The organism is Limnohabitans sp. 15K (assembly GCF_002778285.1).
GTDB lineage: Bacteria > Pseudomonadota > Gammaproteobacteria > Burkholderiales > Burkholderiaceae_C > Limnohabitans_A.
In genome coordinates this window covers 424,585-450,267 of record NZ_NESM01000002.1, presented here as the reverse complement: position 1 = coordinate 450,267, position 25,683 = coordinate 424,585, and the positions used below count along the sequence as shown (strand labels likewise).

27 protein-coding genes are annotated in these 25,683 nt (G+C 53.0%); 12 read left to right on the top strand and 15 right to left on the bottom strand.

Translation table 11 applies throughout. The annotated features are described in order from the left end of the window. Positions 1-51: 51 nt before the first annotated feature. From B9Z40_RS11000 to B9Z40_RS10945, 12 genes are all read right to left on the bottom strand, one after another. Complete coding sequence (locus B9Z40_RS11000; RefSeq protein WP_100173459.1) at positions 52-501, bottom strand: flagellar FliJ family protein; 450 nt, start codon at positions 499-501, stop codon at positions 52-54. Positions 502-521: 20 nt separating this feature from the next. After that, positions 522-1,844, bottom strand: coding sequence for a FliI/YscN family ATPase (locus B9Z40_RS10995; RefSeq protein ID WP_233204882.1), 1,323 nt, complete (start codon positions 1,842-1,844; stop codon positions 522-524). Then, positions 1,831-2,817, bottom strand: coding sequence for a FliH/SctL family protein (locus B9Z40_RS10990; RefSeq protein WP_100173385.1), 987 nt, complete (start codon positions 2,815-2,817; stop codon positions 1,831-1,833). Before B9Z40_RS10990 ends, B9Z40_RS10995 begins: the two co-directional genes overlap by 14 nt. Next, positions 2,804-3,898: a flagellar motor switch protein FliG gene (fliG, locus tag B9Z40_RS10985; RefSeq protein WP_100173384.1), complete on the bottom strand. Its 1,095-nt coding sequence runs from the start codon at positions 3,896-3,898 to the stop codon at positions 2,804-2,806. The genes B9Z40_RS10990 and fliG overlap by 14 nt, the downstream gene beginning before the upstream one ends. A 22-nt stretch (positions 3,899-3,920) precedes the next feature. Then, entirely contained in the window at positions 3,921-5,774 is a 1,854-nt protein-coding gene (gene fliF / locus B9Z40_RS10980; protein WP_233204881.1) for a flagellar basal-body MS-ring/collar protein FliF, read from the bottom strand. 25 nt (positions 5,775-5,799) lie between these two features. After that, the gene (gene fliE / locus B9Z40_RS10975) at positions 5,800-6,171 is read right to left on the bottom strand and encodes a flagellar hook-basal body complex protein FliE (protein WP_100173382.1); all 372 of its coding nucleotides are present in this window, start codon (positions 6,169-6,171) and stop codon (positions 5,800-5,802) included. 11 nt (positions 6,172-6,182) lie between these two features. Next, positions 6,183-7,616 (bottom strand): sigma-54-dependent Fis family transcriptional regulator, encoded by a 1,434-nt coding sequence (locus tag B9Z40_RS10970; RefSeq protein ID WP_100173381.1) that lies wholly within the window; start codon positions 7,614-7,616, stop codon positions 6,183-6,185. Positions 7,617-7,775: 159 nt separating this feature from the next. After that, positions 7,776-7,988: a hypothetical protein gene (locus B9Z40_RS10965; RefSeq protein WP_199172544.1), complete on the bottom strand. Its 213-nt coding sequence runs from the start codon at positions 7,986-7,988 to the stop codon at positions 7,776-7,778. Between the two features lie 203 nt (positions 7,989-8,191). Further along, positions 8,192-9,370, bottom strand: a complete 1,179-nt coding sequence (locus B9Z40_RS10960; protein ID WP_100173380.1) for a flagellin — start codon at positions 9,368-9,370, stop codon at positions 8,192-8,194. A 61-nt stretch (positions 9,371-9,431) separates the two neighbouring features. Continuing rightward, positions 9,432-9,908, bottom strand: coding sequence for a hypothetical protein (locus B9Z40_RS10955; protein WP_100173379.1), 477 nt, complete (start codon positions 9,906-9,908; stop codon positions 9,432-9,434). Between the two features lie 347 nt (positions 9,909-10,255). Beyond that, a complete protein-coding gene (locus tag B9Z40_RS10950; RefSeq protein WP_143473969.1) occupies positions 10,256-10,714 on the bottom strand; it encodes a M48 family metallopeptidase in 459 nt (152 codons plus the stop codon). A gap of 106 nt (positions 10,715-10,820) precedes the next feature. Continuing rightward, a complete protein-coding gene (locus B9Z40_RS10945; protein WP_100173377.1) occupies positions 10,821-11,648 on the bottom strand; it encodes a flagellin in 828 nt (275 codons plus the stop codon). 187 nt (positions 11,649-11,835) lie between these two features. Between B9Z40_RS10945 and pseB the strand changes: the two genes are divergently transcribed. From pseB to B9Z40_RS10890, 11 genes are read left to right on the top strand one after another with little or no spacing between them, the layout of a single operon-like run. Beyond that, positions 11,836-12,831 (top strand): UDP-N-acetylglucosamine 4,6-dehydratase (inverting), encoded by a 996-nt coding sequence (gene pseB, locus B9Z40_RS10940; protein WP_100173376.1) that lies wholly within the window; start codon positions 11,836-11,838, stop codon positions 12,829-12,831. Between the two features lie 3 nt (positions 12,832-12,834). After that, complete coding sequence (gene pseC / locus B9Z40_RS10935; protein WP_100173375.1) at positions 12,835-13,995, top strand: UDP-4-amino-4,6-dideoxy-N-acetyl-beta-L-altrosamine transaminase; 1,161 nt, start codon at positions 12,835-12,837, stop codon at positions 13,993-13,995. Beyond that, complete coding sequence (gene pseF, locus B9Z40_RS10930; RefSeq protein ID WP_100173374.1) at positions 13,992-14,696, top strand: pseudaminic acid cytidylyltransferase; 705 nt, start codon at positions 13,992-13,994, stop codon at positions 14,694-14,696. The genes pseC and pseF overlap by 4 nt, the downstream gene beginning before the upstream one ends. Then, positions 14,693-15,313 (top strand): pseudaminic acid biosynthesis-associated methylase, encoded by a 621-nt coding sequence (locus B9Z40_RS10925; protein WP_100173373.1) that lies wholly within the window; start codon positions 14,693-14,695, stop codon positions 15,311-15,313. The genes pseF and B9Z40_RS10925 overlap by 4 nt, the downstream gene beginning before the upstream one ends. An 18-nt stretch (positions 15,314-15,331) precedes the next feature. Then, positions 15,332-16,483 (top strand): N-acetyl sugar amidotransferase, encoded by a 1,152-nt coding sequence (locus B9Z40_RS10920; protein WP_100173372.1) that lies wholly within the window; start codon positions 15,332-15,334, stop codon positions 16,481-16,483. A gap of 10 nt (positions 16,484-16,493) precedes the next feature. Beyond that, entirely contained in the window at positions 16,494-17,132 is a 639-nt protein-coding gene (hisH, locus tag B9Z40_RS10915; protein ID WP_100173371.1) for an imidazole glycerol phosphate synthase subunit HisH, read from the top strand. Next, positions 17,126-17,893, top strand: a complete 768-nt coding sequence (gene hisF / locus B9Z40_RS10910) for an imidazole glycerol phosphate synthase subunit HisF (RefSeq protein ID WP_100173370.1) — start codon at positions 17,126-17,128, stop codon at positions 17,891-17,893. The genes hisH and hisF overlap by 7 nt, the downstream gene beginning before the upstream one ends. Before the next feature lies 1 nt (position 17,894). Continuing rightward, the gene (pseG, locus tag B9Z40_RS10905; RefSeq protein ID WP_100173369.1) at positions 17,895-18,986 is read left to right on the top strand and encodes a UDP-2,4-diacetamido-2,4,6-trideoxy-beta-L-altropyranose hydrolase; all 1,092 of its coding nucleotides are present in this window, start codon (positions 17,895-17,897) and stop codon (positions 18,984-18,986) included. Then, the gene (gene pseH, locus B9Z40_RS10900) at positions 18,979-19,518 is read left to right on the top strand and encodes a UDP-4-amino-4,6-dideoxy-N-acetyl-beta-L-altrosamine N-acetyltransferase (protein WP_233204879.1); all 540 of its coding nucleotides are present in this window, start codon (positions 18,979-18,981) and stop codon (positions 19,516-19,518) included. The genes pseG and pseH overlap by 8 nt, the downstream gene beginning before the upstream one ends. Then, on the top strand, positions 19,505-20,590 hold the full coding sequence (gene pseI, locus B9Z40_RS10895; RefSeq protein WP_100173368.1) for a pseudaminic acid synthase: 1,086 nt from the start codon (positions 19,505-19,507) through the stop codon (positions 20,588-20,590). The genes pseH and pseI overlap by 14 nt, the downstream gene beginning before the upstream one ends. Then, complete coding sequence (locus B9Z40_RS10890) at positions 20,580-22,361, top strand: motility associated factor glycosyltransferase family protein (RefSeq protein ID WP_100173367.1); 1,782 nt, start codon at positions 20,580-20,582, stop codon at positions 22,359-22,361. Before pseI ends, B9Z40_RS10890 begins: the two co-directional genes overlap by 11 nt. Positions 22,362-22,922: 561 nt before the next feature. Here the strand turns inward: B9Z40_RS10890 and B9Z40_RS10885 are convergent. Beyond that, a complete protein-coding gene (locus B9Z40_RS10885; protein WP_100173366.1) occupies positions 22,923-23,759 on the bottom strand; it encodes a flagellin in 837 nt (278 codons plus the stop codon). 161 nt (positions 23,760-23,920) lie between these two features. After that, entirely contained in the window at positions 23,921-24,289 is a 369-nt protein-coding gene (locus B9Z40_RS10880) for a flagellar protein FlaG (protein ID WP_100173365.1), read from the bottom strand. A gap of 346 nt (positions 24,290-24,635) precedes the next feature. On the opposite strand from B9Z40_RS10880, the gene B9Z40_RS10875 reads away from it, so the two are divergent. After that, the gene (locus B9Z40_RS10875; RefSeq protein WP_143473968.1) at positions 24,636-25,223 is read left to right on the top strand and encodes a hypothetical protein; all 588 of its coding nucleotides are present in this window, start codon (positions 24,636-24,638) and stop codon (positions 25,221-25,223) included. A gap of 37 nt (positions 25,224-25,260) precedes the next feature. On the opposite strand, the gene B9Z40_RS10870 is transcribed toward B9Z40_RS10875, so the two are convergent. Continuing rightward, positions 25,261-25,677 carry a chemotaxis protein CheW gene (locus B9Z40_RS10870; RefSeq protein ID WP_100173363.1) on the bottom strand — a complete coding sequence of 139 codons (417 nt, stop codon included), beginning with the start codon at positions 25,675-25,677 and terminating at the stop codon, positions 25,261-25,263. Positions 25,678-25,683: the final 6 nt, after the last annotated feature.

Sequence of the window (25,683 nt, the reverse complement as noted above, 5' to 3'; positions counted from 1 at the left end):
GGAAATCATGGGGTTGGGCAATGGCAAGCCTTTGCCCTTTCCCTTGTACTTTTAAGCCTGGGGACTCAGGTTGAATTGGCGCACACCCAGCTCGTCCATTTGCCTTTGCTCATAACGCATGACATCTTTGGCCACGGCTTTGGCGTCTTGCTCGGCCAAAGAGGTCATTTTGTGGAGTTCCACTTCGGCCATCACCCGTTTTTTGCGTGCTTGGGCCAAGGTGGTTCGCGCTTTGCTCAGGTCGAGCACCACCCGTTGCTGCAAAGTGAGCAACTGCGCCATGAACTGGCGGTGGTTCATGCTCGCTTGCATGCCCATGACCGGCGCCGTGCTTTGGTTTTCTTGCATGCGGTATTCGTCGTACAGACTGCACAAACGTGCGTGGCTGGCTTCCAGTTGGTCCACGCGTGCCAGCGCTTGCGCAATCTCGGTTTGGGCTTCGTTGACTGCGTCTTGGGCTTTGCGAACCAACACGGGCCAGCAGTTTCGGGCTTCTCTCATGGACATGGCCTTTCAGGGGGTTAAACCGACATCAGGGTTTGGACTTCGTGGCGCGTGGCCGCAACGTCCTGGCCTGTGTGCATGTCTTGTTGCAGAAAATGTTCCATCGACGTGCGCAAACGGATGGCTTGGTCCAGGTCGGGGTTGCTGCCCGCTTCGTAGGCACCCACCTGGATCAGGTCTTGGTTTTGTTGGTACAGCGACCACAGGCGTCGAAACCGGTTGGCCAGCTTTTGGTCTTCGGGCGAGAGCAGGTTTTGCATCACCCGAGAGATCGAGCCGTTCAGGTCGATGGCGGGGTAGTGCGCGGCATCGGCCAGTTTGCGAGACAGCATGACTTGGCCGTCGAGCGAGGCGCGGGCGATGTCCACAATCGGGTCGTTGGCGTCATCGCCCTCGGCCAGCACGGTGTAAATGGCGGTGATCGAGCCCACGCCGTGGCGGCCCACGCCTGCGCGTTCAATCAAGTTGGGCAGCAGCGCAAACACCGAAGGCGGGTAGCCCTTGGCGGTGGGTGGCTCGCCCACGGCCAAGCCAATTTCGCGTTGCGCATGGGCCACACGAGTCAGGCTGTCCACCAGCATCAAGACGTTTTTGCCTTGGTCGCGGAAGTATTCGGCAATGACGTGGGTCATGTGTGTGGCTTTGAGGCGCAATACGGGCGACTCGTTGGCCGGGGCGGCAATCAAGACCGACTTGGCCAGACCGACGGGTCCCAAGGATTCCTCAATGAAGGCTTGCACCTCGCGGCCGCGTTCGCCAATCAGGCCAATGACCACCACGTCGGCTTCGGTGAAGCGGGTCATCATGCCCAGCAAAACGCTTTTACCGACACCCGAGCCTGCGACCAGGCCCAAGCGCTGACCGCGGCCAATAGTCAACATGCCGTTGATGGCCTTGACGCCTACGTCCAAAATTTCCCGAATCGGGCCACGCTCCATCGGGTTGATGGGACGGCCTTGCAGGCTGAGGATGTCCGTGCAAACCGGGGCAGGGCGGCCGTCCAGGGGCTGACCCCGTCCGTCCAAAACGCGTCCGAGCAATTCAGGGCCCAAAGCCACTTGTGAGGTGTGGCTGATCACCGACACTTTGGCTCCCGGCCCAATACCTTGGGGTTCGGTGAAGGGCAAGAGGTAAAGCGTGTCGTCGTTGAAGCCGACCACTTCGGCCTCGACCCGATGACCAAACTGACCCACCACTTCGCAGCAAGCGCCCAGCGGTGCCATCAGGCCACGCGTTTCCAAACGCATGCCCACCAGACGCACCAAGGTGCCATTGCGCTGGGGATCAGGGGCGTGCAGGTCGCCAATCAGTTGGCTGACTTCTGCGTCAAAGTTCATCATGGGTGTCGTCTAACTTTGGGGGTGCAGGTTCTGAGGGCGGGATTGAATGTGGGTTTTGAGGCGATGCCGTTTTGATCTCGGAGTCCTCAACGTCTTCAACGTCAACCACTTGGCGGCTCCAGTCGCGGCTGGGGGTGTCGGCGGGCATGGCCTCGGCACGGTCTTTGACCAGCGAGGATTGCTGCATCCAAGCTTCTGGCTGGGCCAGCAAACGCCTGGCCAGGGGCTCCAGGCGGTTTTCAATCAGGTCTTGCACCACGGTGTCCTGCACCCGCACGCGCACACTGCCGGGGCGCAACAAGGTGTCGGCTTCGAGCTGCATGTGGTCCGTGACCGATTTGCCCATCTCTTTCAGGCGCTGCAAATCTTCGGGGTTCACGCTCACATGCACAGGCTCCACCGCGTGGTCCAGTTGCTGAATGCACGCTTGCACCAGGTTGTGAATGGCTTGCCCTGAGATTTGAAGTTCCGCACGCACCAGTTGCTCTGCCAAATGCAAAGACAAACGTTTGAGGGGTTCAAAAAACCGCTGCGGGTCTTGGCTGATGCTGCGCAACTCGATGCCCAAGTGCCTCACCAGCTCACGCTCTTTAGTGCGCTCGGCCTCGTATTCTTCGCGCACCTTGGCTTCACCTTCGAGCAGGCCGCGTTGGTAGGCTTCGTCGCGCAAGGCGTCCAGCGCGGCTTCGGTCCACTGAGATTCGGGTTCGGCCGGGGCCAGAGCGTCTTCGCTGGTGGGCAAGTCTGTGTCGCTGGTCGCCGTGGCCAATTCGGTGCCCGTGCCCGTTGCTGCCAAGTCGGTCATCAAGCCCTCGATGGGCTCGACTTTTTCGGCCACACGCCAGGGGCCAAATGAACGGACCGAAGCTTCGTCCCATTGGGTGCGCAAGAAACGGGGGGCTTGCACCTTGCTGTTGAGCAAGGGGTCGACGCTCCAGACCGCAGGTGCTTCGTGCAGGTCAGACAAAGCCATCGCCGCCTCCCGCCAACACCAGCTCGCCCGCATCGGACAGCTTGCGTGCCAAGCGCATGACGTTCTTCTGTGCCTCTTCCACTTCGGTGATCCGCAATGGGCCTTTGCTTTCCATGTCGTCCACAAACATGACGCGTGCCCGGGCCGACATGTTGTCGAGGAACTTGTCTTTGACGAAGTCCGGTGCACCTTTCAGGGCCACCATCAACAGGTCGGGCTCGGCCGTGCGCATGATGGCCTGGATGCCCCGGTTGTCCACGCTCACCAAGTTTTCGAAGGTGAACATATTGTCCTGAATGCGCTGCATCAGGTCGCCGTCGATCTGCGACAAGCCCGCCATGATGGACGACTCCAGCTCCACCTTCACCGAGTTCATGATCTGCGCTGCGGCCTTGATACCGCCGAAGCTCGACGATTTGGACGATGAGTTCGTGGCGAACTGCTTCATCATGATTTGCTCCAGCTCCTCCATGGCCGACGGTTGCACCGTCTCCAAGCTGGCAATGCGCTGGATGATTTCCGGGCGTGAATCAGCAGGCAAATAATTCAGCACGTCAGCCGCCACTGTGTATTCGAGCACCGACAAAATGATGGCCACAACTTGCGGGTGTTCTCCGCGGATCATCTCGGCAATCGAGCGGGCGTCCATCCACTTCAAAATTTCCAGGCCCTTGCTGCCTTGACCCGGCATGATGCGGCTGAGCACCGATGCCGCTTTGTCGTCGCCCAAGGCACGTTTGAGCACTTTTTCGACATAGTCGCCCGTGCCCAAGCCCAAGCTGGTTTGCTTCTTGAGCAGGTTCACGAACTCGTCCAACACGATGTTGACGGCCTCCTGCGATAAATCCGACACCGACACCATCGCCGCGCCCAAAGACTGGACCTCTTTGGGGTTCATGAAGCGGATGATTTCGGAGGCTTGCTGTTCACCCAGCAAAAGCATCAACACAGCAGCACGTTGGGTTCCAGTGAGCTCGGCCAGTTCCTTGGCCAACTCTTCGGTCATCGATACAGGTAAATTGGCTGCAGGTGCTGTAGGAGCGCCCGGGGCTTCTTTGTCATCTGGTTTTTTGGTCGCCATGGTCTTGATTCCTTGATGTGCTTCAGTTGACCTTGATCATGCCCTTGAGCACGTTGGCCACACGGCCTGAGTCTTCGGCCACCAGCATGCGGATGAGGGCCACTTTGTCGTCGTAAGTGTTGGCAGTGTCCAGCATGTCCATGGAGATGCTTGACTTCTTGGGCTTGAGCTTGGCCTTGATCTCTTGCAAGCTGTCGCCTTCGCCAATCTGGATCATGCGCATGTCGTCTTCGCTCAACTCGCCATCGCTCAGCGCTGCCTTGGCTTGTTCGGCTTCTGCCGCACGGTCTGCATAGATGTTGCGCATGATCGGTCGAATCACGATGAACATGAACACAATGAAACTGATGGCCAGCAAACTGCTCTTGATACCTGTTTGCACGACGTCTTCGAGGTACCAAGGAATGGTTTCCAGGTTGGCAGGTGCTTCAAACTTGGCAGGAACCACCGACACATTGTCGCCGCGCTGTTGGTCAAAACCCACCACACCACGCACCACTTGCAGCATCTGCTCCAACTCTTGCGGTGTGTAGGCCACAGAGGTCGGTGCATTGGGCACCACGGGCGCGTCTTTGCCTGGGGGGGGCGCAGGGCGCTCATTCACCACTACGGCCACGCTGATCTTCATCACGCCGCCTGTGGCGTTGCGCACATGGCGCACCGTGCGGTCCAGCTCAAAGTTGCGGGTCGAGCGGCTGCTGAGTTTGCTGCCCGATTCGGCTTGCCCTTTGTTGGCATCGGCGGTCGTGGCGTCGGAGGTGGTGGGGGCAGCCGGAGCCGTGTTGGACAAAGCGCCAGGAATACCTTCGGCGGCTTTGCTGGCAGCGCGGTCTTCGGCCAGCACTTCAGAGCGTGTGCGTGGGCCTTTGTCGCGGTTGTCAAAGTCTTCGGTGGTGCTTTCAATCTGGGTGAAATCCAGCGACAAGTTCACCTGTGAGCGCACATTGGCCTCGCCCACCATGGGCGCCAAAATTTGCATGATGCGGTTGCGGTACACCTCTTCGAGTTGCTGCTTGTGCTGCTCTTGTGCCGAGGTCAAACCGAGCTTTTGTTCGGTGGCCGACTCGGTCATGAGTTTGCCCACGTTGTCGACCACGGTGACGTGGTCAGGCGACAGATAAGGCACGCTGGACGACACCAAGTGCACGATGGCTTGCACTTGCGAGGCCGACACGGCGCGGCCAGGGTAGGGGGCCAACACCACCGAAGCTTTGGGGGGCGTGCGGTCACGCACAAACACGCTTTGTTTGGGTGTGGCCAGGTGCACGCGAGCGCTTTGCACGCTGCCAATTTGCATGATGCTGCGGGCCAGCTCTTGTTCCATCGCGGCATTGACCTTGACCTGTTCCATGAACTGGCTGGTGGTCATGGACGACTGTTCTTTCAGGCCATCCAGGCCTGTGGCGCCCGCTTTGGGCAAACCTTGCGAAGCCAAAAAGATGCGGGCTTCGTGAAAGCGGGTGCTCGGCACAGTCAGCTGGCCTGTAGCGGGGTCAATTTTGGGGCTGAAGTCGGCGGTCTTGAGCGATTCAAACGCCTTTTGCTGGTCGGCCTCTTGCAAGCCGGGCATGACCGGGCGATAAGGCACCACGTTCATCCATGAATAAATCAAGCCAAAAACCACCACCACCACCAGCATGATGATCAGTGGCAACACTTTGCGCACGGAGGGCTGGTTGATGACTTGAGAGAACGAATCCGACATGCCCTTGGTGCTCCAAGGGCTCAGGCTGGTGCCTGCGGCTTTGCCGTCTTTGTCGGTTGCACCCGGAGCGGTGGCCAAACTGCTGCCGCCAGCGGTGGTGGCCGGTAAATTGTCAGACCCTTGGGGGGATGTCATGACCCCGGTGTTCATTGTTGCGATTGCTGCAGCCATGTTGTTACTTCTTTAGTTTTTGGGGTCAGACGGGCATGTTCAGGATTTCTTCGTAAGCCTTGAGCACCTTGTTGCGCACTTGCAAGGTGGCTTCAAAAGCCAAAGAAGATTTCTGCATGCCCAGCACCACGTCGGTCAGCTGCATGTTCTCGCCACGGTCAAAGGCGGCGCGCATGTCAGACGACTGGACTTGCAGGTCATTCACTTGCCCGAGGGCACCTGAAACAAGATCTGAAAAACCTGTTTTCTGGACACCACCTGTGGCGCCGTTTTGGACGCCACCCAGCTCGGTGGCGCCTGGCATACCGGCTGTTTTGCCAGAGGCTTCGCTCTGGTGGCTGCGCAGGGTTTGCAGCATCGACTGGATGCTGGCAGGGGAAATAGCTTTGTCGATCATGCGAGTCTCCTTCAGCAGGCGGCGCTGGCCATGCCCAAGCCGTGCTCACGCAGCTGCGCAAGCTTGTAGCGCAAGGTGCGTGGGCTGATGCCCAAGACCTTGGCGGCTTCTGTTTTGCTGGGCGTGTTGGCCAAGGTCGCCATGATCACTTGGTGTTCGTTCATTCGGGCAGCGCTGTTCAAGTCGGTGGCTTGGGGCACTTCTTCTGGCATGGCTCGGGGCATGGCGCTGGGCATGTCTGCCAACTCAGGCTGTGTATTCATCACGACGGAGGGTGCAGGTGCTGCGGACAAGGCCGATGCGGTCAACCAGTCGTCAAACATCAGGTGTCCAGGGGTGACCACATGGTCGGCGCACAGCACCATGGCGCGGCGCATGACATTTTCAAGCTCGCGCACATTGCCGGGCCAGGGGTATTGCAGCAATTGGGCTTGCGTTTGGGGCAGCAACTGCCAAGGCTTTTTGTCGTGTTGCAACAAACACTGCATGGCCAAGGGAATGATGTCACCCGGGCGCTCAGCCAGGGGCAGCAAACGCATGCGGAAGGTGGCAATCCGGTAGTACAAGTCTTCGCGGAACTCGCGTTCGACGATGGCTTTTTTCAGGTCTTTGTTGGTGGCGGCCACGATGCGCACGTTCAGCTGGATGATGGTCTGGCCACCCAGACGGGTGAGCTGGCGCTCTTGCAACACGCGCAGCAGCTTGCTTTGCAAGTGCATGGGCATTTCGCCAATCTCGTCCAGGAACAAGGTGCCGCCCTGGGCTTGCTCGAACAAACCTTTTTGCTCACGGTGTGCGCCAGTAAACGCGCCTTTTTCGTGACCAAACAACATGTCTTCGATCAAGTTCTCTGGCATGGCCGCGCAATTGAGGGCCACAAACGGGCCTTGTGCGCGGCCCGAGGCCTCGTGAAGCACGCGGGCCAACACCTCTTTGCCCGAACCAGTGGGGCCGACCAGCAGGGCGGTCACATCGGCTTGGGCCACTTTTTGCGCCATGGCCAACAAGTGCTGGCTGGCTGGGTCGACAAACACCACGTTGCGCACAGGCTGCGGTGTCAAACGGGCAGCCGTTGTGTTGAGCTGGTTGTGCAACCGCAGCCATGAAGCTTGGCGAACATCTTGATTGGACAGAACCGTCAGGGCACCAGCTTGTGTGGCTTCCACGGCCAGGTCCAATTCTTGGCGTTCAACACGGCAGACCACGGGGGTGCTCAGCCCGGCGTCTTGTAACAGTTGTTGAACAGCTTTGAGGCGGGTGACGTCAGCCGTGAGGTGCAACACCACCATGGCTGCATCGGCGGCATGCGCAAGCAAATTCTCAAGGGTGTTGACCGGCATGACCGCCCAGCCGCTGACCAGCAGCGCTTGGCTGTGCTCGGGGCTCAGGGCGGCTTCGGGGTCCAGCCAAAGGGCCAGGGGGTTGGTCGAGGGTTGTGACTTCACGGTGTTGGTCTCATGTTCAGATGAGACTAACTAAGCAACCCTTGTGCCAGCTTAATTTTGTATTTTTAGAAACCCATAAAATATCAAAATGAATACTTTAATATTTTTATCAGTACTGAGAAATTGACAGGGGCTTGACGGAAGATTGACAGCCAAAAATTAAGCTTTGATCGTGATTTCTTTGGCCAAAAAAAGACGACAAAACTGACCATCCACGCGCAGCACTTCGAGCGAAGGCAACAGGCGAGACTGAAAGCCCATGCTGCGGCAAGCATAAGGCGAAGAAGGGATGTGGGTGATCGCAAAATGCCGGCATTGCCAGCAGTTGGGGCCACGGTTGGGTTGATCGGCCACAGCAGGCATATCGGGCATTGGGATAGGGCGCAGGCTCAGTCTTGCAACAAGTCGAGCACAGCTTGCCTGTTCAGGGGTGCATGGGTTTGCATAGCCTGCAACGGCTGTGTTTCTATGCTTTGTGCCACCCATTGGCTTCGAGCCTGGGCGCACATGGACAACAAAAACTGGCGAGTTCTCTCGTCTGTGCTGGGTAAGGGCGATGGCATTGATTTAGCCGCTTAGCCTTGCAGCAACTTCAGAACCGTTTGCGGCTGCTGATTGGCTTGGGCCAACATGGCCGTAGCGGCTTGCGAGATGATTTGCGTACGCGCCAATTCGCTGCTGGACTTGGCGTAGTCGGCATCCATGATCCGGCTGCGCGATTCGGAGGTGTTGACCGACACGTTGGCCAGGTTGTCTACGGCGTAATTCAAACGGTTGATCACCGCGCCCAAGCCAGCACGCTCGGTGTTGATGCGGTTGATGGCCACGTCCAATTGGACCAGCGAGGTGTTGGCGTCTGTGTTGTTCAAAATCGTCAATGAACGCGTATTCTTTAAAGCGCCAAGGTCGACCAAGTCGGTGGAGGTTTTGACGTCGAATCCCGTGCCCGCTGTTGTGGCTGTGAAGGTCAGCACATTGGTAGCGGCGGTGACACCCACATCGCCCATGGGTGAAGCGGCTGCGGTTAAAAGTTTGGCGCCAATCGCGGTCAAATTGGTGTCGTTGTTGGCATCGGCCACATCGGCTGCCAATACGGTGTACGTTTTGGTTTCGCCGCCCGCAGTGAACGAAATTTTGTCGCCTGCTTTGTAAGTGCCACTCAAAGTGAGTTTGGAAACTTGTGCAACACCCACCGCGTTGGCGGTGGTTGTTTCAAATTTGGTTGTTGCATCGTCACGAAATCCCATGTCTGAAATGGTGTGCGTGATGACCTGCCCGTTATTGGCACCCACCTGGAACTCGAATTTGCCAACAGTACCGTCGTCGTTTTTGGTCGAGCCATTCAAGAAGGCCATGCCGTTCCACTCGGTGGTGTCGGTGATGCGGTTCACTTCGGTTTTGAGTTGTTGAAATTCAAGATCCAAATACCCGCGATCAACGGCTGTGTAGGTGTCGTTGGAAGATTGAACTGCCAATTCACGCATCCGCTGCAGCATATTGGTCATCTCGATCATTGCGCCTTCAGTGGTCTGCAACATCGAGACCGCGTCGTTGCCGTTGCGTACCGCTTGGTCCAAGCCTGTGATTTGTGCGGTCATGCGCGAAGAAATGGCCAGACCTGCGGCATCGTCCTTGGCGGAGTTGATGCGCTTGCCGGTCGATAATTGTTGCATGGCTTCGGCCAATTCACGGTTGTTTTTGACCATCGCGTTTTGCGAAACCAATGACTTGATGTTGGTGTTGATGACAGACATGGTGGTGACTCTCTAAATGCGTTTCTGTGGAAAGGGTGTGAGCAGTGCCGACTTTTCGTCTTCAATGCAGTTGGGTGGGAGCCTCAACGGGCATCTGCTCGGAGACCAGCTCTTGCAGCGACAAAAACTCGTCACGCAAAATGTCGTCTTCGGGGTAGGCTGTCATGGCTTGTTTGGCCATCAGCAGTGCCTTGCCGGGTTCGCACTGGCAGCGCAGCACGCGAATCAGGTGGCGCCAGGTAAAAGGCGTGGTGTGTTGACCTTGTTGGGTCATCAATTGAGTCAGCAGCTGTTCTGCCGTGTCCCAATCACTTTTGATTTCGGCCAGCAAAGCGCTCATGGCCAAAATGTCTTCACTGTCTGGGTAGAGGCTGAGGCCCGCCGCAGACAAGGCATCTGCCAAGTCAACGCGGTCGTTCCCCACCAAATCGGCCATGGTCTGGCGGATCTCGGCTGCGGTGAACTTGGATACTTCACGCATGGTCAAGAATTGACCCGAAGCGGACTGCGACAACATGGCGTTCAAAAGTGCGGACATCACGGGCTCCAAAAGGATGTGTCAAAAAATTTTCGGATCTGAAGTGTCAAAACCGAAGTTGATCCTTTTAAGCAAACCCTGTGCCAGCTTTTCTTTAGCCTGAAATTGATCTTTTTTTAAATATATTTGTGTTGCAAGCCCTGATGCATAGGCTTTAGATGTCGATCGGCTGACATTTGGGTGGGGCTGGGTTCATGTGAATGCCGTTTTTTTGCCGCCTGGCAAACTCTTGCCGCTGAAGTTAAGGGGCGAAAAAAAACGACCCCATCCTTGCAGATGGGGTCGCTGATCATGGAGAAATTCAGTAAGGTTCTTTTTCGGATTGGTTCGAATGTCAACCCAGAGGTTCAAGCCACCTTTAATGCGGGTTGAACACCAACCCTCTGCAGGGCAGCGAATTCTTCTTGGAGCGCTAAGTCTTTGGGATTGGTTGCCAAGCCTTGGGCTACCGCGGTCATGGCTCGGGCATCGTCGCCTATACAGCGAAGCACACGCACCCATTGACCCCAAGTCACGGCTTGGGCTTGGTGGCCTTGAAGGCCGATCAATTTTTCCAGGGCCACACTGGCTTCGGGCCAATCTTGACGAACTTGTGTCACCAAGGCCCGAATGACCAAGATGTCTTCACTTTGAGGGAAGCGTTGCAAAGCCTCTTTGGACAAGGAATCGGCTTCCATCAAACGGTTTTGACCCACCAAGTCTGCAATGGACTGTCGTATCTTGGCGGGGCTCAGTTCTTGGGTGGCGCTGGTGAGGAGCGCTGAATAAGAGGTTTTTGCCAGAAAGGCGGGGGCGGCTTGCAACATGGTCAATCCTTGGTGGTGGCGCGGCAAAAAATAGCCGGCACATCGGTACAAGGGTAACAAGCAAAGTGCGTGCCAGTAGTGTGCTGGCTGACAGTTGGCGACGCTCTTAGCTCAGCAAAGCCAGCACGTAATAGGGCTGCTGGTTGGCCTGAGACAGCATGGCCGAACCCGCTTCGTTCAAGATCAGGCTGCGGGCCATCTCGGCAGTCGCCTGCGCGTAGTCCGTGTCCATGATGCGGCTGTTGGACTCTGTCAAATTCCTGGACACATTGGCTGCGTTATCACCCGCATGCACCAAACGGTTCATGGCCGCCCCCCAGGTGGCGCGGGCGCTGCTGATTTGGTTGATGGCACCGTCGATGGAGCTTAGGGCTGTCGTGGCGTTTGCTCCGGTGTTAATGGATCTGGCTGTGGTCAGGGGTTGCGCTGCCAAATCGAAATCGGCGTATGTCACATTAAAAGAATCATTCGATGCTGCTCCCACGTGGTATCCCACAGTGCCTGCATTCCCCACCGTGCCATCTAGCAAAATCATGCCGTTCCAAGTGGTGTTGGCTACAGTGCTTCTAATCTGTGTTTCCAGTTGCTGAAACTCTTTATCGAGAGCTGAGCGATCAATGGTGGTGTTGGTGTCGTTCACGGCTTGCACCGCGAGTTCTTTCATGCGGTAAAGCATGTCCTGAATGCCCCCGGCTGCACCATCGGCGGTTTGCATCATTGAAATTCCGTCGTTGGTGTTCCGTACCGCCATGTTGAGGCTTCGGGCTTGGGTAGTTAGCTGGTTGCTTATGGCGATGCCTGCAGCATCGTCAGCCGCCGAATTGATGCGCGAGCCCGTAGAAAGTTGAGCCATCGTCTGGCTAAGCACTCGATTATTGTGAACCAAAGCGCTTTGGGCCTTGGTGGCCAGCAAATTGGAGTTGACGACAGACATATATGAATTCCTCGTTTTTTACAAACGTACAGTTCTTCTATCGGTATGACCGACAAAAACTTTAGGATCATTTAAAAATTAGGTTCAGAAAGTAAAAGAAGTGGGTTGATTTTTTTGGCATGTTTTGTGCTTTGCTGCTTGGCATGTCAAATTTTTGGGCATAAATCAACGGAAAAGAGAGTGAGTTATGAAAAATTCAACAATTTTAATTACCGGAGGTACAGGGTCTTTCGGTAACACCTTTGTGCCCATGACGCTTGCAAAGTACAACCCTAAAAAAATCATTGTTTTTTCACGCGACGAGATGAAGCAATGGGATATGGCGAAAAAGTTCGAGGGCGATGACCGTGTTCGATTTTTTATAGGTGACGTCCGCGACAAAGATCGATTGCATCGGGCCTTGGATGGTGTGGACTATGTGGTTCACGCTGCCGCAACCAAAATTGTCCCCACTGCAGAGTACAACCCGTTTGAGTGTGTCAAAACCAACATCATGGGAGCCATGAACCTCATCGATGCGTGCATTGACAAAGGCGTCAAGCGAGTGGTGGCGCTGTCGACTGACAAAGCCAGCAGCCCCATCAACCTGTACGGAGCCACCAAATTGGCTTCAGACAAGTTATTTGTTGCTGGTAACTCATATTCCGGCGGAAAAACGACACGCTTTTCGGTTGTGCGTTATGGCAATGTTATGGGGTCAAGGGGCTCGGTCATTCCTTTCTTTATGTCTATCAAAGATAAAGGTATTCTGCCAATTACGGATGAGCGGATGACTCGATTCATGATTTCGCTCGAAGAAGGTGTCGAGCTGGTGTGGCATGCATTTGATGACATGATCGGAGGCGAGATTTACGTCAAAAAAATCCCATCTATGAAAGTGACCGACCTGGCCCGCGTTGTTGCCCCTGAAGCCCGTCAAGAAATCATTGGCATACGTCCGGGTGAAAAACTGCACGAGCAAATGATCAGTGCTGAAGATGCCCACTACACCTACGAATACCCTGAACACTTCAAAATCCTGCCAACTATCCACAATTGGGCCGTTTGCGAGAAGCGTATCAAGACAGGCAAAAAAGTACCCGAGGGTTTTGTTTACGCCAGTGACAACAATCCGGAATGGATGAGTGACCAGCAGTTACAAGACTGGATCATCGCCAACAAAGACAAAATCGGGTCCATCTGAGCCATGATTCCATACGGCCGCCAGGACATTACGCAAGCAGACATTGAAGCGGTCATTAGCGTACTGAAGTCCGTCAACCTCACGCAGGGCCCTGCCATTGAGCAGTTCGAGAGCAGCGTTATGGCGCAGACCGAAGCCCTGCACGCAGTGGCTGTCAACAGTGCTACATCAGCTCTACATATAGCTTGCATGGCCCTTGATCTTGGTTCTGGAGATTGGCTTTGGACGTCGCCTAACACCTTTGTGGCATCGGCTAACTGCGCCCTGTATTGCGGTGCACAAGTGGACTTTGTAGACACAGACCCGCTCACCTACAACCTCTGCCCCGCCAAACTCGAAGAAAAACTCATTGCTGCACAAAAAGTTGGCAAGTTGCCCAAAATCGTCGTGCCCGTGCACTTGACAGGCCAGCCCTGCAACATGGCCGCCATCCATGCCCTGGGCCAGAAATACGGCTTCAAAATCATCGAAGACGCCTCACATGCCATTGGCGGCCAATACAAAGGTGAGCCCATCGGTAACGGCCGCTACAGCGACATCACCGTTTTCAGCTTTCACCCGGTCAAGATCATTACTACCGCAGAAGGTGGCATGGCCCTGACCAACAGTGCCGAACTGGCCACCCGCCTGGGTCTTCTACGCAGCCACGGAATAACCCGTGACCCAGCGCTAATGACTGAGCCCATGCACGGCCCTTGGTTTTACCAGCAAGTTGCGCTGGGCTACAACTACCGCATGACCGACATGCAGGCCGCACTCGGCGTTAGCCAAATGACGCGCTTGAACGACTACGTCAAACGTCGTCATGACATCGCCCAGCGTTACAACGAACTGCTGGCCGAGCTGCCCCTTGAGTTGCCCTGGCAGCATCCCGAAAGTTATAGCGCATACCATCTTTACGTGATTCGTCTTCAGTTGAAAAAAATCAAAGTCACTCACCGCCAAGTTTTTGAAGCCCTGCGTGCCAAAGGCATCATGGTCAATTTGCACTACATCCCAGTTCACACCCAGCCCTATTACCAAAAAATGGGCTTCAAACAAGGTGACTATCCGCAAGCAGAGCAGTATTACCGGGAAGCCATCAGCATTCCTATGCACGTCAATTTAAGCGATGAGGATTTGATTTTTGTTTCCAAAAGCATTCGAGAGGCTATGAGCTTATGAGACTCGCAGTTATTCCAGCGCGAGGCGGAAGCAAACGCATACCGCGAAAAAATATCAAGTCCTTTTGTGGCAAGCCGATGATCGCCTGGTCCATAGAGGCGGGAAAAGCCTCGGGCTGTTTTGATCGCATCATTGTCAGCACAGATGACGCAGAAATTGCGAAAGTAGCTCGGGCCCATGGGGCCGATGTGCCTTTCATGCGCCCCTCCGAATTGTCTGATGATTACACCGGCACTATCCCGGTGGTAGCCCACGCCGTTGAATGGATTGCTCAGCAGTTTGGTTCTGTGCAATTTGCTTGCTGCTTGTATGCCACGGCACCTTTTGTGCAGGCCGAAGACTTGCGCCGAGGCCTGGAACTATTGCAACGTTCTGGCGCTCAATACGCGTTTACGGTGACCAATTTTGCAGCTCCCATTCAAAGGTCGTTTCGAATCACAGACCAGCAGCGCATCGATATGTTCAACCCTGCGCAATTCAACACACGCTCACAAGACCTCGAGAATGCCTATCACGATGCAGGGCAGTTCTATTGGGGAAGGGCTGAAGCTTGGTTGTCTGCAACGCCCTTGTTTTCGCAAGTCTCAACGCCCATCGTGTTACCTCGGTACAGAGTACAAGATATCGACACCATAGATGACTGGGTTCGTGCCGAAATGATGTTTGAAATTCTCAATCAATCTACAGAAAGAATGTTATGACCTATAAAACCGATCAAGAAGAATTTTGGGCAGGTAATTTTGGAACCGAATACATACAGCGAAACCAAGGTGATGCATTGTTGGCTTCAAACTTGGCTTTTTTTTCCAAGGCTTTACATCAAGCTAAGGGGTTCAAGACTTGCATCGAATTTGGTGCCAACATCGGCATGAATATCAAGGCGTTGAAACTTTTGCATCCAGGGCTCGAAGCCCATGCCATTGAAATAAACGCAGACGCGGCAGGAGAGTTGGGTAAGGTTATTCCAGCCGAGCAAGTTCACAACCAGTCTATTTTGGATTTCTCTCCTTTACAGCAATGGGACCTGACTTTGATCAAAGGAGTCCTGATTCACTTGAATCCAGAGGTGTTACCGCAGGTGTACGACAAATTGTTCTCCGCATGCGGTCGGTACTTGTTGGTGGCTGAGTATTACAACCCGGCTCCAGTTGCAATCCCTTATAGGGGCCACAGCGATCGCCTTTTTAAGCGAGACTTTGCTGGTGAACTGATGGACAGACATCCGCAACTCAAATTGATTGACTATGGTTTTGCATACAGACGTGACCCGAATTTCCCCCAAGATGACATCACTTGGTTTCTGATGGAAAAAAATTAAATTTTAGGAATTGTTGATATGCTCAAATATTGCAAATGCTGCGTCATGCCAGACACCAAGCCGGACCTTCATTTAGATGAACATGGAATTTGTAACGCATGCAGAAGCTTTGAGAAGCGAAAAGATGTTGATTGGGATGTCCGATATCAAGAACTTTTAAAGCTGCTTGATAAATACCGTCAGAAAAATGGCGCCAATTGGGATTGCATCGTTCCGGTTAGCGGCGGCAAGGACAGCACGTACCAAGTGGTGCGCATGCTTCAGTTGGGGTTGAACCCACTGTGCGTTACATCTACAACTTGTGATCTTTCCCCATTGGGTAGAACCAATATTGAGAACCTCAAGCATTTGGGCGTTGATTACATCGAGGTGTCGCCCAACCCTCTGATTCGTGCCAAGCTTAACCGTGTTGGGTTGACTCAAGTGGGAGATATTTCATGGCCGGAACACGTGGGTATTTTCACGATACCGGTCCGTGCCGCAGTTCAATTTAATGTGCCCTTAATCGTTTGGGGGGAAAACTCACAAAACGAGTACGGTGGTCCCGCGGCGGCAGCGGAAAACAACGTTCTCACGCGTCGTTGGCTTGAGGAGTTTGGTGGAATGTTGGGTATGCGCGTTGCAGACCTGATTGGTCAAGAAGGCATTGAGGCTAAGCATCTCATTCCATACACATACCCCACTGATGAAGAGTTGCAACGGGTTGGAGTGACCGGCTTGTTTTTGGGCCATTACATTCCTTGGGATGGATTGTCTAATACATTGATCGCCCAAGCCAACGGTTTTCATACGTACCACAAGGTGGTTGAGGGATCGATGGTGAACTATGAGAATTTGGACAACCATCACACAGGTATTCACGACTATTTTAAATTTTTGAAGTTTGGTTTTGGAAGAGCAACTGACTTGGCTTGTTTGCATATTCGCCGTGGTCGGTTGACTCGGCAAGACGGGATTGAAGCTGTCAAGCGCTTAGACGGGTTGTTTCCTTGGGAATATTTAGGTAAGCCTTTGAAAGACATTTTGCAGCCGCTTGATATGTCGGTTGAGGAGTTCATTCGCCTATGTGATCAGTTTACGAATAAGAAAATTTTCAAACGCGATGTAAGTGGTGCTTTAGAAAAAGACCGTCGAGGGAATTTGACCAAAATCAATTACGACAATGTCTAAGCGATAAGCAATGAAAGTTGGTGTCATCGATTACGGTGTGGGAAATTTAGGCTCAGTGATGCGGGCTTTAGAGTTACTGCGTGTAGCGCCATTGTTGATCAACCGCCCGTCGGACTTGCGCGCTGCCGATTGTCTGATATTGCCGGGCGTTGGTAACTTTGCCGACTGTGTTCGAATGCTGGAGTCTGGGCATTGGATCGGGGCCCTCAAAGAAGCGGTGGTGGGGTACAACAGACCGCTTCTGGGGGTTTGTGTCGGTATGCAATTGTTGGCCGATAGCAGCACCGAGGGTTCAGACAACGATGAACCAATTGCTGGTTTGGGTTTTGTGCCAGGGCAAGTCAAACATTTGGGTGCTTTAGGTTGTCAACTACGAGTGCCGCATGCAGGTTGGAATGCGGTGACGAGTGGCCAGTCAAATGACCATTTGTTCCACGAAATACCCCCTGAGACTGATTTTTACTTTGTACATAGCTACGCCTTTCAAGTGCAAAACGCCACTGACGTGATTGCCACCACAGACTACGGCATAACAGTTACGGCGGCTGTGCGAAGGGGTCACGTTTGGGGCACGCAGTTTCATCCAGAGAAAAGCTCCAAAGCCGGCTTCAAAGTGCTCAAAAACTTCATTGAGGGGCCGTCATGTTGAAGGTTCGAGTTATTCCAACCCTTCTGTGGAAGCAATTTGGTTTGGTCAAAGGTGTCGCTTTTGACAGTTGGCGTCGAGTGGGACCTGTGTTGCCGGCTGTGAAGGTTTACAACCAGCGCGAAGTGGATGAACTCGCTTTGTTGGATATCGTTGCCCATTTGTCTTCGGACGACCCAGACTTTGAATCGATTGCCGAATTCGGGCAAGATTGCTTCGTACCTCTGACCGTGGGCGGTGGCGTCGCGCACATCGATCAAGTGCAGCTACTGTTGAGAGCAGGCGCCGATAAGGTTGCTGTTAACACTGCTGCCTACGCGAAGCCCCATTTCATCAACGAAATTGCCAACCGCCATGGTGCCCAGTGCGTAGTTGCCAGTGTGGACGTTCGCTTTCAAGATGGTGCTTGGCTTTGCTTTAGCCATGCTGGACTGCAAGCCACAGGGCGAGAGGTCGTTGCTTGGGTGCGTGAATTGGCGGACCGCGGTGCGGGCGAAATTCTCATCACCTCGATCGATAGAGATGGCACCATGCAAGGATATGACTTGCAGCTGATTGAGGCTATTGTCAATGCAGTCAAGATACCTGTCATTGCGTCGGGCGGTGCAGGTAACTACCAACATATGGTTGAAGCTGTGACCCAAGCAGGTGCTTCAGCAGTAGCAGCAGCGAGTATTTTTCATTTCACCGAACAAACCCCTGCAGGGGCAAAAGCTGCACTGGCTGCTGCAGGTGTACAAGTTAGGCAACCTTTTACGGCTTGAAATGAATATAGCCTTTCGTACCGACGCCTCGCTAAACATTGGCACTGGCCACGTCATGCGCTGTCTGGCGCTGGCTGACGCCCTGCGAGACCGAGGTGCGCAAAGCATCTTCATATGTCGCCCGCATTCAGGCCACTTGCTTGATTTGATCCAACAACGCGGGTACAAAGCCATACCACTTGCCCCAGCAGAAAGTGGCTTTAGCGCGCCCGCAGATCCAAGCCATGCCAAATGGCTGGGCACCGGCTGGGCCAGTGATTCGGTGCAAACTCAGCAAGCAATCGGAAAACAATTGCTTGAGTGGCTCGTGGTGGATCATTACGCGCTCGACCGTCGTTGGGAAAAAACCATGCGCCTTCACACACGGCGCATCATGGCCATTGACGACCTGGCTGATCGCCCGCACGATTGCGAACTGTTATTGGACCAAAACTTGGGCCGACAAGCCAAAGACTACGACGGGCTGATCAGGCGCCACACTCAAACCCTGATCGGACCGGCACACACATTGCTCCGGCCCGAATTTGCCCAATGGCGCGAATACAGCCTGCAGCGCCGCGCCCATCCACAGTTGCAAAACTTGCTGATTACCATGGGCGGCGTGGACCAGGTTAACGCCACGGGTCAAGTACTTGACGCTCTGACTCGCTGCAAATTGCCCCTCGACCTGCGAATCACAGTGGTCATGGGGCCAACCGCCCCCTGGCTGGCCCAGGTGCATGCTCAAGCAATCGCCATGACCCGACCAACAAAAGTGTTGGTTGGCGTGAGCAACATGGCGCAGCTCATGGCTGATAGTGATTTGTGCATCGGCGCAGCTGGTGGCAGTGCATGGGAAAGATGTGCCTTGGGCTTGCCCACACTCATTTTGGTCTTGGCGAGCAATCAAGAAAGTGGAGCCATGGCCTTGAAGTCGCATGACGCTGCTTGGGTAGCGGATGACGCGCAGCAACTGATGACCCAAATGTCTGCACTCTTTAACAAAAAAAACCAACCAGCAGCTCTCCGAAAAATGAGCCAAACGGCAGCCAAACTGGTAGCGTGCAACGGCGTATCGCAAGTAGCCGAATTACTTATGGCACCCCATGTCTGACGCTTGTATCGTTCGTGCAATCACAGAAGACGACCTCCCCATGGTCTTGGCTTGGCGTAACCACCTCGATGTGCGCGGCTACATGCTGACTCAGAATGAAATCAGCCTGGAAGAGCACCTCAACTGGTTTGCACGTGTGAAAGATGACAAGACCCGGCAACAGTTGATCGTGTTGGAAGGCTCCGATCCTCTTGGCTTTGTTCAATTCAACCCAGTCTGCCAAGGCGGCATTGCAGACTGGGGTTTTTACGCACGGCCAGGCGCTCCTAAAGGCAGCGGCTCAAAACTTGGCCAAGCTGCTTTGGCACACGCCTTCAAAGCCCTAGGGTTACACAAAGTGTGTGGGCAAGCTATTGAAAGCAATGTGGCGTCCATCGCGTTCCACCAAAAGCTGGGCTTTGCAGAAGAAGGCCGCCTTAGAGAACAAAAACGCATTTCTGATCAGTACCACACCCTTTTTTGCTTTGGCCTGTTGGCTAAAGACTGGCACGAAAGCCAACTAAAACAGGAGCAACCAAATGCCACAAATTGAAATCGCAGGCCGACCTATCGGCCCGGATCATTCGCCTTATGTGATCGCTGAACTATCAGCCAATCACAACGGAAAACTTGAAACTGCGCTGCGCATTATTGAAGAAGCCAAAAAGGCGGGTGCAGACGCTGTCAAGCTGCAAACTTACAAGCCCGACACCATCACGCTCAACTGCGACAGCGAAGACTTCAAGATTCGCGGCGGTCTGTGGGACGGCCGCACGCTATATGAGTTGTACGAAGAAGCTCACATGCCTTGGGACTGGCACAAACCCCTGTTTGACCGCGCACGCCAACTGGGCATCACCATCTTTAGCTCGCCCTTTGACAACACCGCCATCGACCTGCTAGAAGACCTGAACGCCCCAGCTTACAAAATCGCATCGTTTGAAGTGGTGGACCTGCCGTTAATTAAATACGCCGCCAGCACTGGCAAGCCCATGATCATTTCGACTGGTATGGCCGATGCCAAAGAAATTCTGGAAGCAATTGACGCCGCCCGGGAAGGCGGCTGCAAGCAACTTGCCGTTTTGCATTGCGTGAGTGGATACCCTGCACCAGCGGAAGACTACAACCTGCGCACCATCCCTGACATGATCAATCGCTTTGGATTGGTCACAGGCTTGTCAGACCACACCTTGGACAACACCACTGCCATCACCAGCGTGGCCATGGGCGCCAGCATCATCGAAAAGCACTTCACCTTGGACCGCAGCGGTGGAGGGCCGGACGACAGTTTTTCTCTGGAGCCGGCTGATTTGGCCGCCCTGTGCTTGGGTGCAAAGAGAGCTTGGCAGTGTTTGGGCAAAGTTGACTATGGGAGAAAGTCCAGCGAACAGGGCAATGCCCAGTTTCGAAGGTCTTTGTATTTCACCCGCTCCCTCACAGCAGGAGAGGAAATCCAGCCAAGCGACATTACCAGCGTGAGACCTGGTTTCGGTTTGCCACCTAAATGGCTGCCTGCTTTGATTGGTAAACGCTTGATAAATGCCGCTAATCAACACACGCCCGTTAGTTGGCATCATTTTGATGAAAAGTTTTTGAACGAATTTGGAGTCTCTGATGAGTCCTGATCTGGATCTACAGTCAATAGTCATCGATGCTGAGCGCATCGAAGCCTTCAACTGGATTTATCAAGCTGCTGACCAGTCTGGTCCTCGGCCTTTGGACTTGGATGATCTGGCAGTTGACGTGGACTGGACAAGAAAGCGCATGCTTTGGATGATCTATGGATCCTGCCATCCTGATTCTATTAATGAGGTTTTTTCGCGCGTGACCCAGTGCTCTCGTGTGGTGGTGTTGGAGGCTGAATCGCCCTATGCCTATCAACTAACTATTTCAGAGCGAGATGCACTGCGGCAGCATCTTTTGGCTGAGAGGTTGACAATCATCGCAGGTGGACCTGTAGCGCAACGTGCCGTGAAATTGCTAGAACTTGTCGATGTCAATTCGATGGACGGTTGGAAACCTATTCTTTCCCAGACGCAAATGAACTTGCGGCCTTCTGAAACCCGTCAACTGTTTGAGAAAGTGGCCGCAGGCATCAACATAAAGGTCATGAGCAAGGCGACCAACCTGAGTGTGACAATGCCGTACTTGCGCAATGCCCTAATTAATGCCCCGTTGGCATCTGGTGGTGAATACCTCCAACAATGGCAAGGTATACGTAAAGACAGGCCCGCCCTGATCGTGGCTGCTGGGCCATCTCTCAATAAACAATTGCCATTATTGGCAATGAATCAGGATTTATTTACCATCATAGCTGTTGACATGGTTTGGCCCATTCTTAAAGCACACGGAATCGTGCCAGATGCAATTCTGGCACTTGACCCTGAATCAGTCCCCTCATGGCCAAGAAATGAAATAGATGAAGGCACAGCGTTTTGCGTCGACATTGGCTGTGGAAGCAAGCTCTTATGGTCTAACGATCAGAACCACCTATTGACCTGTGCCAATCTGTCTGTTTACCAGATTCTTAAGGAATTGGGCGTCAAGGTGTCCCTATTGAGTACGGGTGGTTCGGTGGCCACATCAGCCTTTGCGCTGGCCGAGCACTTGGAAGCCAATCCAATTGTGTTCATTGGTCAGGATTTGGCTCTGACTGGGGGGAAAGATCACGCAGATGGATACATAAACCCTTATGACGCTGGTCTTTTATCTGGGCGGGTGGAGGCGGGTTTTGACGTGGAGGGTTACTACGGTGGTCGTCTGCGAACTGAGCGCCAACTGCTGACCTATAAGACTTGGTATGAAAGCCGAATCAAGGCCTTACCAGAAAGGCTGATCATCAATGCAACAGAGGGTGGAGCCCGAATCGAAGGTGCAATACAGTTGCCATTTGCAACCGTCTGTCAAGAGATACAGGCTGCCAAACTGTTCAAGACACCCTTGGTGCAGCCTTTTAAAAGGGGCATTGATCCTGAACACATTCAACGCTTGGCTGAGGGGCTGGTAAGGATTCGTAATGGAATTGATGCCATGAAAGTATTGGCAGAAAAAGGGCACAAACTGTGTCTGAAAATGGGAAAAAATCCCAATCAAAAACAGTTGAAAAGACTCGATGTATTGAACATGGCCCTCAAAAATCACCATCCAAGCAGTAAATCGTTTATTGATATATTGAATAGTTCAAATTTTGATGATATTCGTTATAAAACTCACATTCGCGAGGATATGAATGGAATAGAAGATGCTGTGCGTCAATATGATAAAATTTATGAAAATATTATTTCGTCAGCCAGTTTTGCCAAGGAAATACTCGATCATTTAGATGGTTTTTACAAGAAGGTGATTGAGCACGGCACAATTGATCCTGAAATTCTAAAGAATGCTTACTTCAACTGATTAGGTTGGAATCCCTTGTGCTAAATAGCCCTCCTTGTTACGATAGTTATTAGGGTGGGTTCAGGGTTGAAGTGCTATATGGCGAAGCTATGTGTAAAAAATTAGTTATTTAAATTTAAGATTGGCTTCTTTCGGATACTGTAGTTAAATTCTAATTATCTAACACTACTCATTGATCACCGTTTCAATGAGTAGCTTTTTAGGAAGGTATTGACTTAGCAGGCTTTGAAATTTTAACTGCTATCGATCTGCAGCAAAAATACCTATTAGAAAATTAATTCTGGATGCCCATATTCTTATTAGTGGCCTAGTGCTCCGTAAACCGCTAGCTATTATCCAATTTCGAAATTTTATGACGTATATTTAACGGCTGTACCTTGATTTCAATGCCACACAGCCAAATTTTTCAATTGTCCGATTTTTGTCGTTGGTTCAAGATTCACCAAATTGTCAATTTTCGGACAACGTCAAAAAATATGGGAACGGCATTAAAACGGAAAAAGCAATTTAAAGAGCCTGATGGACATAATCCACCAGGCTTTCAAACTAGCGTAGATTCAATCAGCGCAGCAGTGAGAGCACCGACTGAGGCTGTTGGTTGGCCTGCGCCAACATCGCCGTGGCCGCTTGTTGGATGATTTGCGTCCGTGCCAACTCTGTCGTTGCCTGCGCGTAGTCAGTGTCCAGAATACGACTGCGAGATTCAGAAGTATTTGTTGAAACATTTTGCAAATTGTCAGCTGCGTAGTTGAGTCGGTTGATGGATGCACCGAGTGTGCTTCGGTAAGAGCTGATAGCAGTAATTGCAGTATCTAAGTTGCTTAATGTTGTACCGGCAAAATCGGCTACGGAGCCTGCACTTGCAGCATCGGCAGCAGAAATAACCGCGGTCATTCCACTCAACCCAGTAATATCAGAAAACGCCACGGTGATGGTCTGGCTAGAGTTGGCGCCCACTTGGAACGCAGCAGAGTTGGCAGAGGCATTGGCCACCTTGGTCGTGTTCCACTCAGTGTTAGCTGAAATGCGCTGAATCTCCTTGCCAAGCTGCTGATATTCAGTTTTGAGGGAGGTACGATCCAAGGCTGTGTTGGTATCGTTAATTCCTTGAACGGCCAATTCACGCATACGCTGGAGCATGTTGGTCACTTCAATAGTAGCGCCTTCAGCCACCTGAATCATCGAGATGCCATCATTGGCATTGCGAACGGCTTGATTCAGACCGCGAATTTGAGAAGTCATTTTGTTGCTGATGGCCAGACCTGCTGCATCGTCGGCGGCACCGTTGATGCGTTTGCCGGTAGAGAGCTGTTCCATCGCTTTGGTCATGCTGCGGCTGTTGACAGTGGCTGCATTTTGCGCAACCAGAGCGTTCACGTTGGTGTTGATAACTGACATGGTCTTACTCCTTGGAGAGGTTTAGTTCAAAAGGTTGGCAGGAACCCGAAGGGAGTAGGACCTGCCTGTTTGGTACAGAAAATCGAATTTGAATCTCTGTTACTTGATGAATCGGTTGCTGGTCAACAAGCTTTAGGCATTGTTTGATTTTTTTGTTTGAATCAAGACTTTCCGTCTTGCATCAAGCCCTTAACGTTGTCCATGTTGTGGGCAACGCGCAGGGCCACTTCATTGGGGATCTGGCGAACCACTTCGCCTTCTTTGTTCTTCACCGTGAGCACCACGGTATTGGCCACATCGTCCACACTGAAGCTCAGGTCGCGGCTGTTGCGGCGCATTTGTTGGTTCAATTGCTCCGAGGCCTCTTGTAAAGAGCGTCGGCTTTCTTGGGGGTCTTGCTTGGGTTTTGTTTCAACTGCAGGTTTGGCCGCTTCGGCCACTTGGGGGCGTACCGCCTCTGCAGGTTTCGCGGTGGGAGTGCTGGGCACTGCGGCGGGCGGCAGGCGGTTGGGGGTGATATCGTTGCTCATGGGTTATTCCTTTAATCCAGGCACCCCCTCGGACAGTACTGACGGTTGATCCAGCGTTGAGGCCGACCAATTTGGGGGTATCGTCTTCATGATTCGACAGTGGGCGGCAAAACTTGAGCGGTTTTGCCGAAAAAGCGGCAATTTTTTGCCGCTTTGAGCCTTGAGTGCAGTGGCTGCACATAAAAGTACAACTTTTATCCAATTTTGAATTGGATGGAAGATGCCTTAAAACGCCACCTGCCCAAATACATGAAATTCTTTATTGTCTAAAAAAATTCTCAATATTGACAACAACGTTTATACTGCTAATCAGTTTGGGGTATGGAATTTGGCCTTGCCAAAGCCTATGCGTTCTCTTTTGTCATGCTCGCAAAGCGCTGGCACTTATTACCGGGTATTCATGTTTTCGATCTTCAAGGGAGCCGAGTCACCAGAAGTTCTCAAAAAGCGAGCCAAGCAAGCTTACGAGAAGGTGGTCGAGTCGTCTGCTGATACTTTTGAGGCGAACCGCATGCGCAGAGGCATGGCCATGTTGTGCTGTGCCCAGTTGGATAAAACTTTCATTTCTGGCGCTGAGCGCACGGCCGACTGGCAGCAAATGGCCGCTTTTGCGGTGGCCAAGAACGAAGAGCCGCCTCCGATGCCCAAAGCGGATTGTTATCAAAAAATTCGCTCCGCCAAAACCGATATTTGGTCGTACCTGCCCCCTGAGTATGCCGACACTGCCTTCATGTTAGGTGCCAAATACCAACGCACAGAACTGACCGTAGAGCAAGCGATTGCCGCTATGCAGCAGGTGGCAGACAATATTTGCTTGTCAGAAATCGGTTTGGGTTTTGAGATGGTGGTGATGAAGTTCTTGCGCCAAGAACTCACCCAAAGTGAAAAAGCTTCCGATGTGGAAGAAGACTTGAGCGGTTTGTCCAACGATTGAGTTGTTGGGCCAATCGCCCTAACTCAGCGCTGAAGATTTATCCCAAAAAATCTTCAGGCAATATTGTTCTGACGCAATAGGCTTTCAGCCCGAGCTTGTTGTCAATCCAAATGCCATCAAACAGGCCATGCGCTGCAGATATGCCACCGGGCAGCTTGTGCAGCTGCTCACGCGTCGGGTTGCGCAAGCCCAAAACTTCGTCAATCAGCATCAAAATCGGCAAGCCGTCCGTCTCGTCTGGGCTGTAGACCACGCCATAGTGCCGATGGGGCAAAGCAGCGGGGCAGCGCTGCAAGACGTGGCCCAAGTCGCAACGGGCAATGACTTCGTCTCGCCAGATGGCATGGTCATCTGCCGAGCGGTCTTGTTGTTCAAGACCAATGACCTCATGCACCTGCAAAGCAGGGAGCAAGAGGTCAATGTCTTCAACCCGGATGTGAAGGAACTGTGCCATGTGCCT

Coding starts and splice junctions, on each gene's coding strand:
- B9Z40_RS11000 (WP_100173459.1), bottom strand. CDS start 501: ATGAGAGAAGCCCGAAACTGCTGGCCCGTGTTGGTTCGCAAAGCCCAA.
- B9Z40_RS10995 (WP_233204882.1), bottom strand. CDS start 1,844: ATGATGAACTTTGACGCAGAAGTCAGCCAACTGATTGGCGACCTGCAC.
- B9Z40_RS10990 (WP_100173385.1), bottom strand. CDS start 2,817: ATGGCTTTGTCTGACCTGCACGAAGCACCTGCGGTCTGGAGCGTCGAC.
- fliG (WP_100173384.1), bottom strand. CDS start 3,898: ATGGCGACCAAAAAACCAGATGACAAAGAAGCCCCGGGCGCTCCTACA.
- fliF (WP_233204881.1), bottom strand. CDS start 5,774: ATGGCTGCAGCAATCGCAACAATGAACACCGGGGTCATGACATCCCCC.
- fliE (WP_100173382.1), bottom strand. CDS start 6,171: ATGATCGACAAAGCTATTTCCCCTGCCAGCATCCAGTCGATGCTGCAA.
- B9Z40_RS10965 (WP_199172544.1), bottom strand. CDS start 7,988: ATGCCCGATATGCCTGCTGTGGCCGATCAACCCAACCGTGGCCCCAAC.
- B9Z40_RS10960 (WP_100173380.1), bottom strand. CDS start 9,370: ATGTCTGTCATCAACACCAACATCAAGTCATTGGTTTCGCAAAACGCG.
- B9Z40_RS10955 (WP_100173379.1), bottom strand. CDS start 9,908: ATGTCCGCACTTTTGAACGCCATGTTGTCGCAGTCCGCTTCGGGTCAA.
- B9Z40_RS10950 (WP_143473969.1), bottom strand. CDS start 10,714: ATGTTGCAAGCCGCCCCCGCCTTTCTGGCAAAAACCTCTTATTCAGCG.
- B9Z40_RS10945 (WP_100173377.1), bottom strand. CDS start 11,648: ATGTCTGTCGTCAACTCCAATTTGCTGGCCACCAAGGCCCAAAGCGCT.
- pseB (WP_100173376.1), top strand. CDS start 11,836: ATGAAAAATTCAACAATTTTAATTACCGGAGGTACAGGGTCTTTCGGT.
- pseC (WP_100173375.1), top strand. CDS start 12,835: ATGATTCCATACGGCCGCCAGGACATTACGCAAGCAGACATTGAAGCG.
- pseF (WP_100173374.1), top strand. CDS start 13,992: ATGAGACTCGCAGTTATTCCAGCGCGAGGCGGAAGCAAACGCATACCG.
- B9Z40_RS10925 (WP_100173373.1), top strand. CDS start 14,693: ATGACCTATAAAACCGATCAAGAAGAATTTTGGGCAGGTAATTTTGGA.
- B9Z40_RS10920 (WP_100173372.1), top strand. CDS start 15,332: ATGCTCAAATATTGCAAATGCTGCGTCATGCCAGACACCAAGCCGGAC.
- hisH (WP_100173371.1), top strand. CDS start 16,494: ATGAAAGTTGGTGTCATCGATTACGGTGTGGGAAATTTAGGCTCAGTG.
- hisF (WP_100173370.1), top strand. CDS start 17,126: ATGTTGAAGGTTCGAGTTATTCCAACCCTTCTGTGGAAGCAATTTGGT.
- pseG (WP_100173369.1), top strand. CDS start 17,895: ATGAATATAGCCTTTCGTACCGACGCCTCGCTAAACATTGGCACTGGC.
- pseH (WP_233204879.1), top strand. CDS start 18,979: ATGTCTGACGCTTGTATCGTTCGTGCAATCACAGAAGACGACCTCCCC.
- pseI (WP_100173368.1), top strand. CDS start 19,505: ATGCCACAAATTGAAATCGCAGGCCGACCTATCGGCCCGGATCATTCG.
- B9Z40_RS10890 (WP_100173367.1), top strand. CDS start 20,580: ATGAGTCCTGATCTGGATCTACAGTCAATAGTCATCGATGCTGAGCGC.
- B9Z40_RS10885 (WP_100173366.1), bottom strand. CDS start 23,759: ATGTCAGTTATCAACACCAACGTGAACGCTCTGGTTGCGCAAAATGCA.
- B9Z40_RS10880 (WP_100173365.1), bottom strand. CDS start 24,289: ATGAGCAACGATATCACCCCCAACCGCCTGCCGCCCGCCGCAGTGCCC.
- B9Z40_RS10875 (WP_143473968.1), top strand. CDS start 24,636: ATGCGTTCTCTTTTGTCATGCTCGCAAAGCGCTGGCACTTATTACCGG.
- B9Z40_RS10870 (WP_100173363.1), bottom strand. CDS start 25,677: ATGGCACAGTTCCTTCACATCCGGGTTGAAGACATTGACCTCTTGCTC.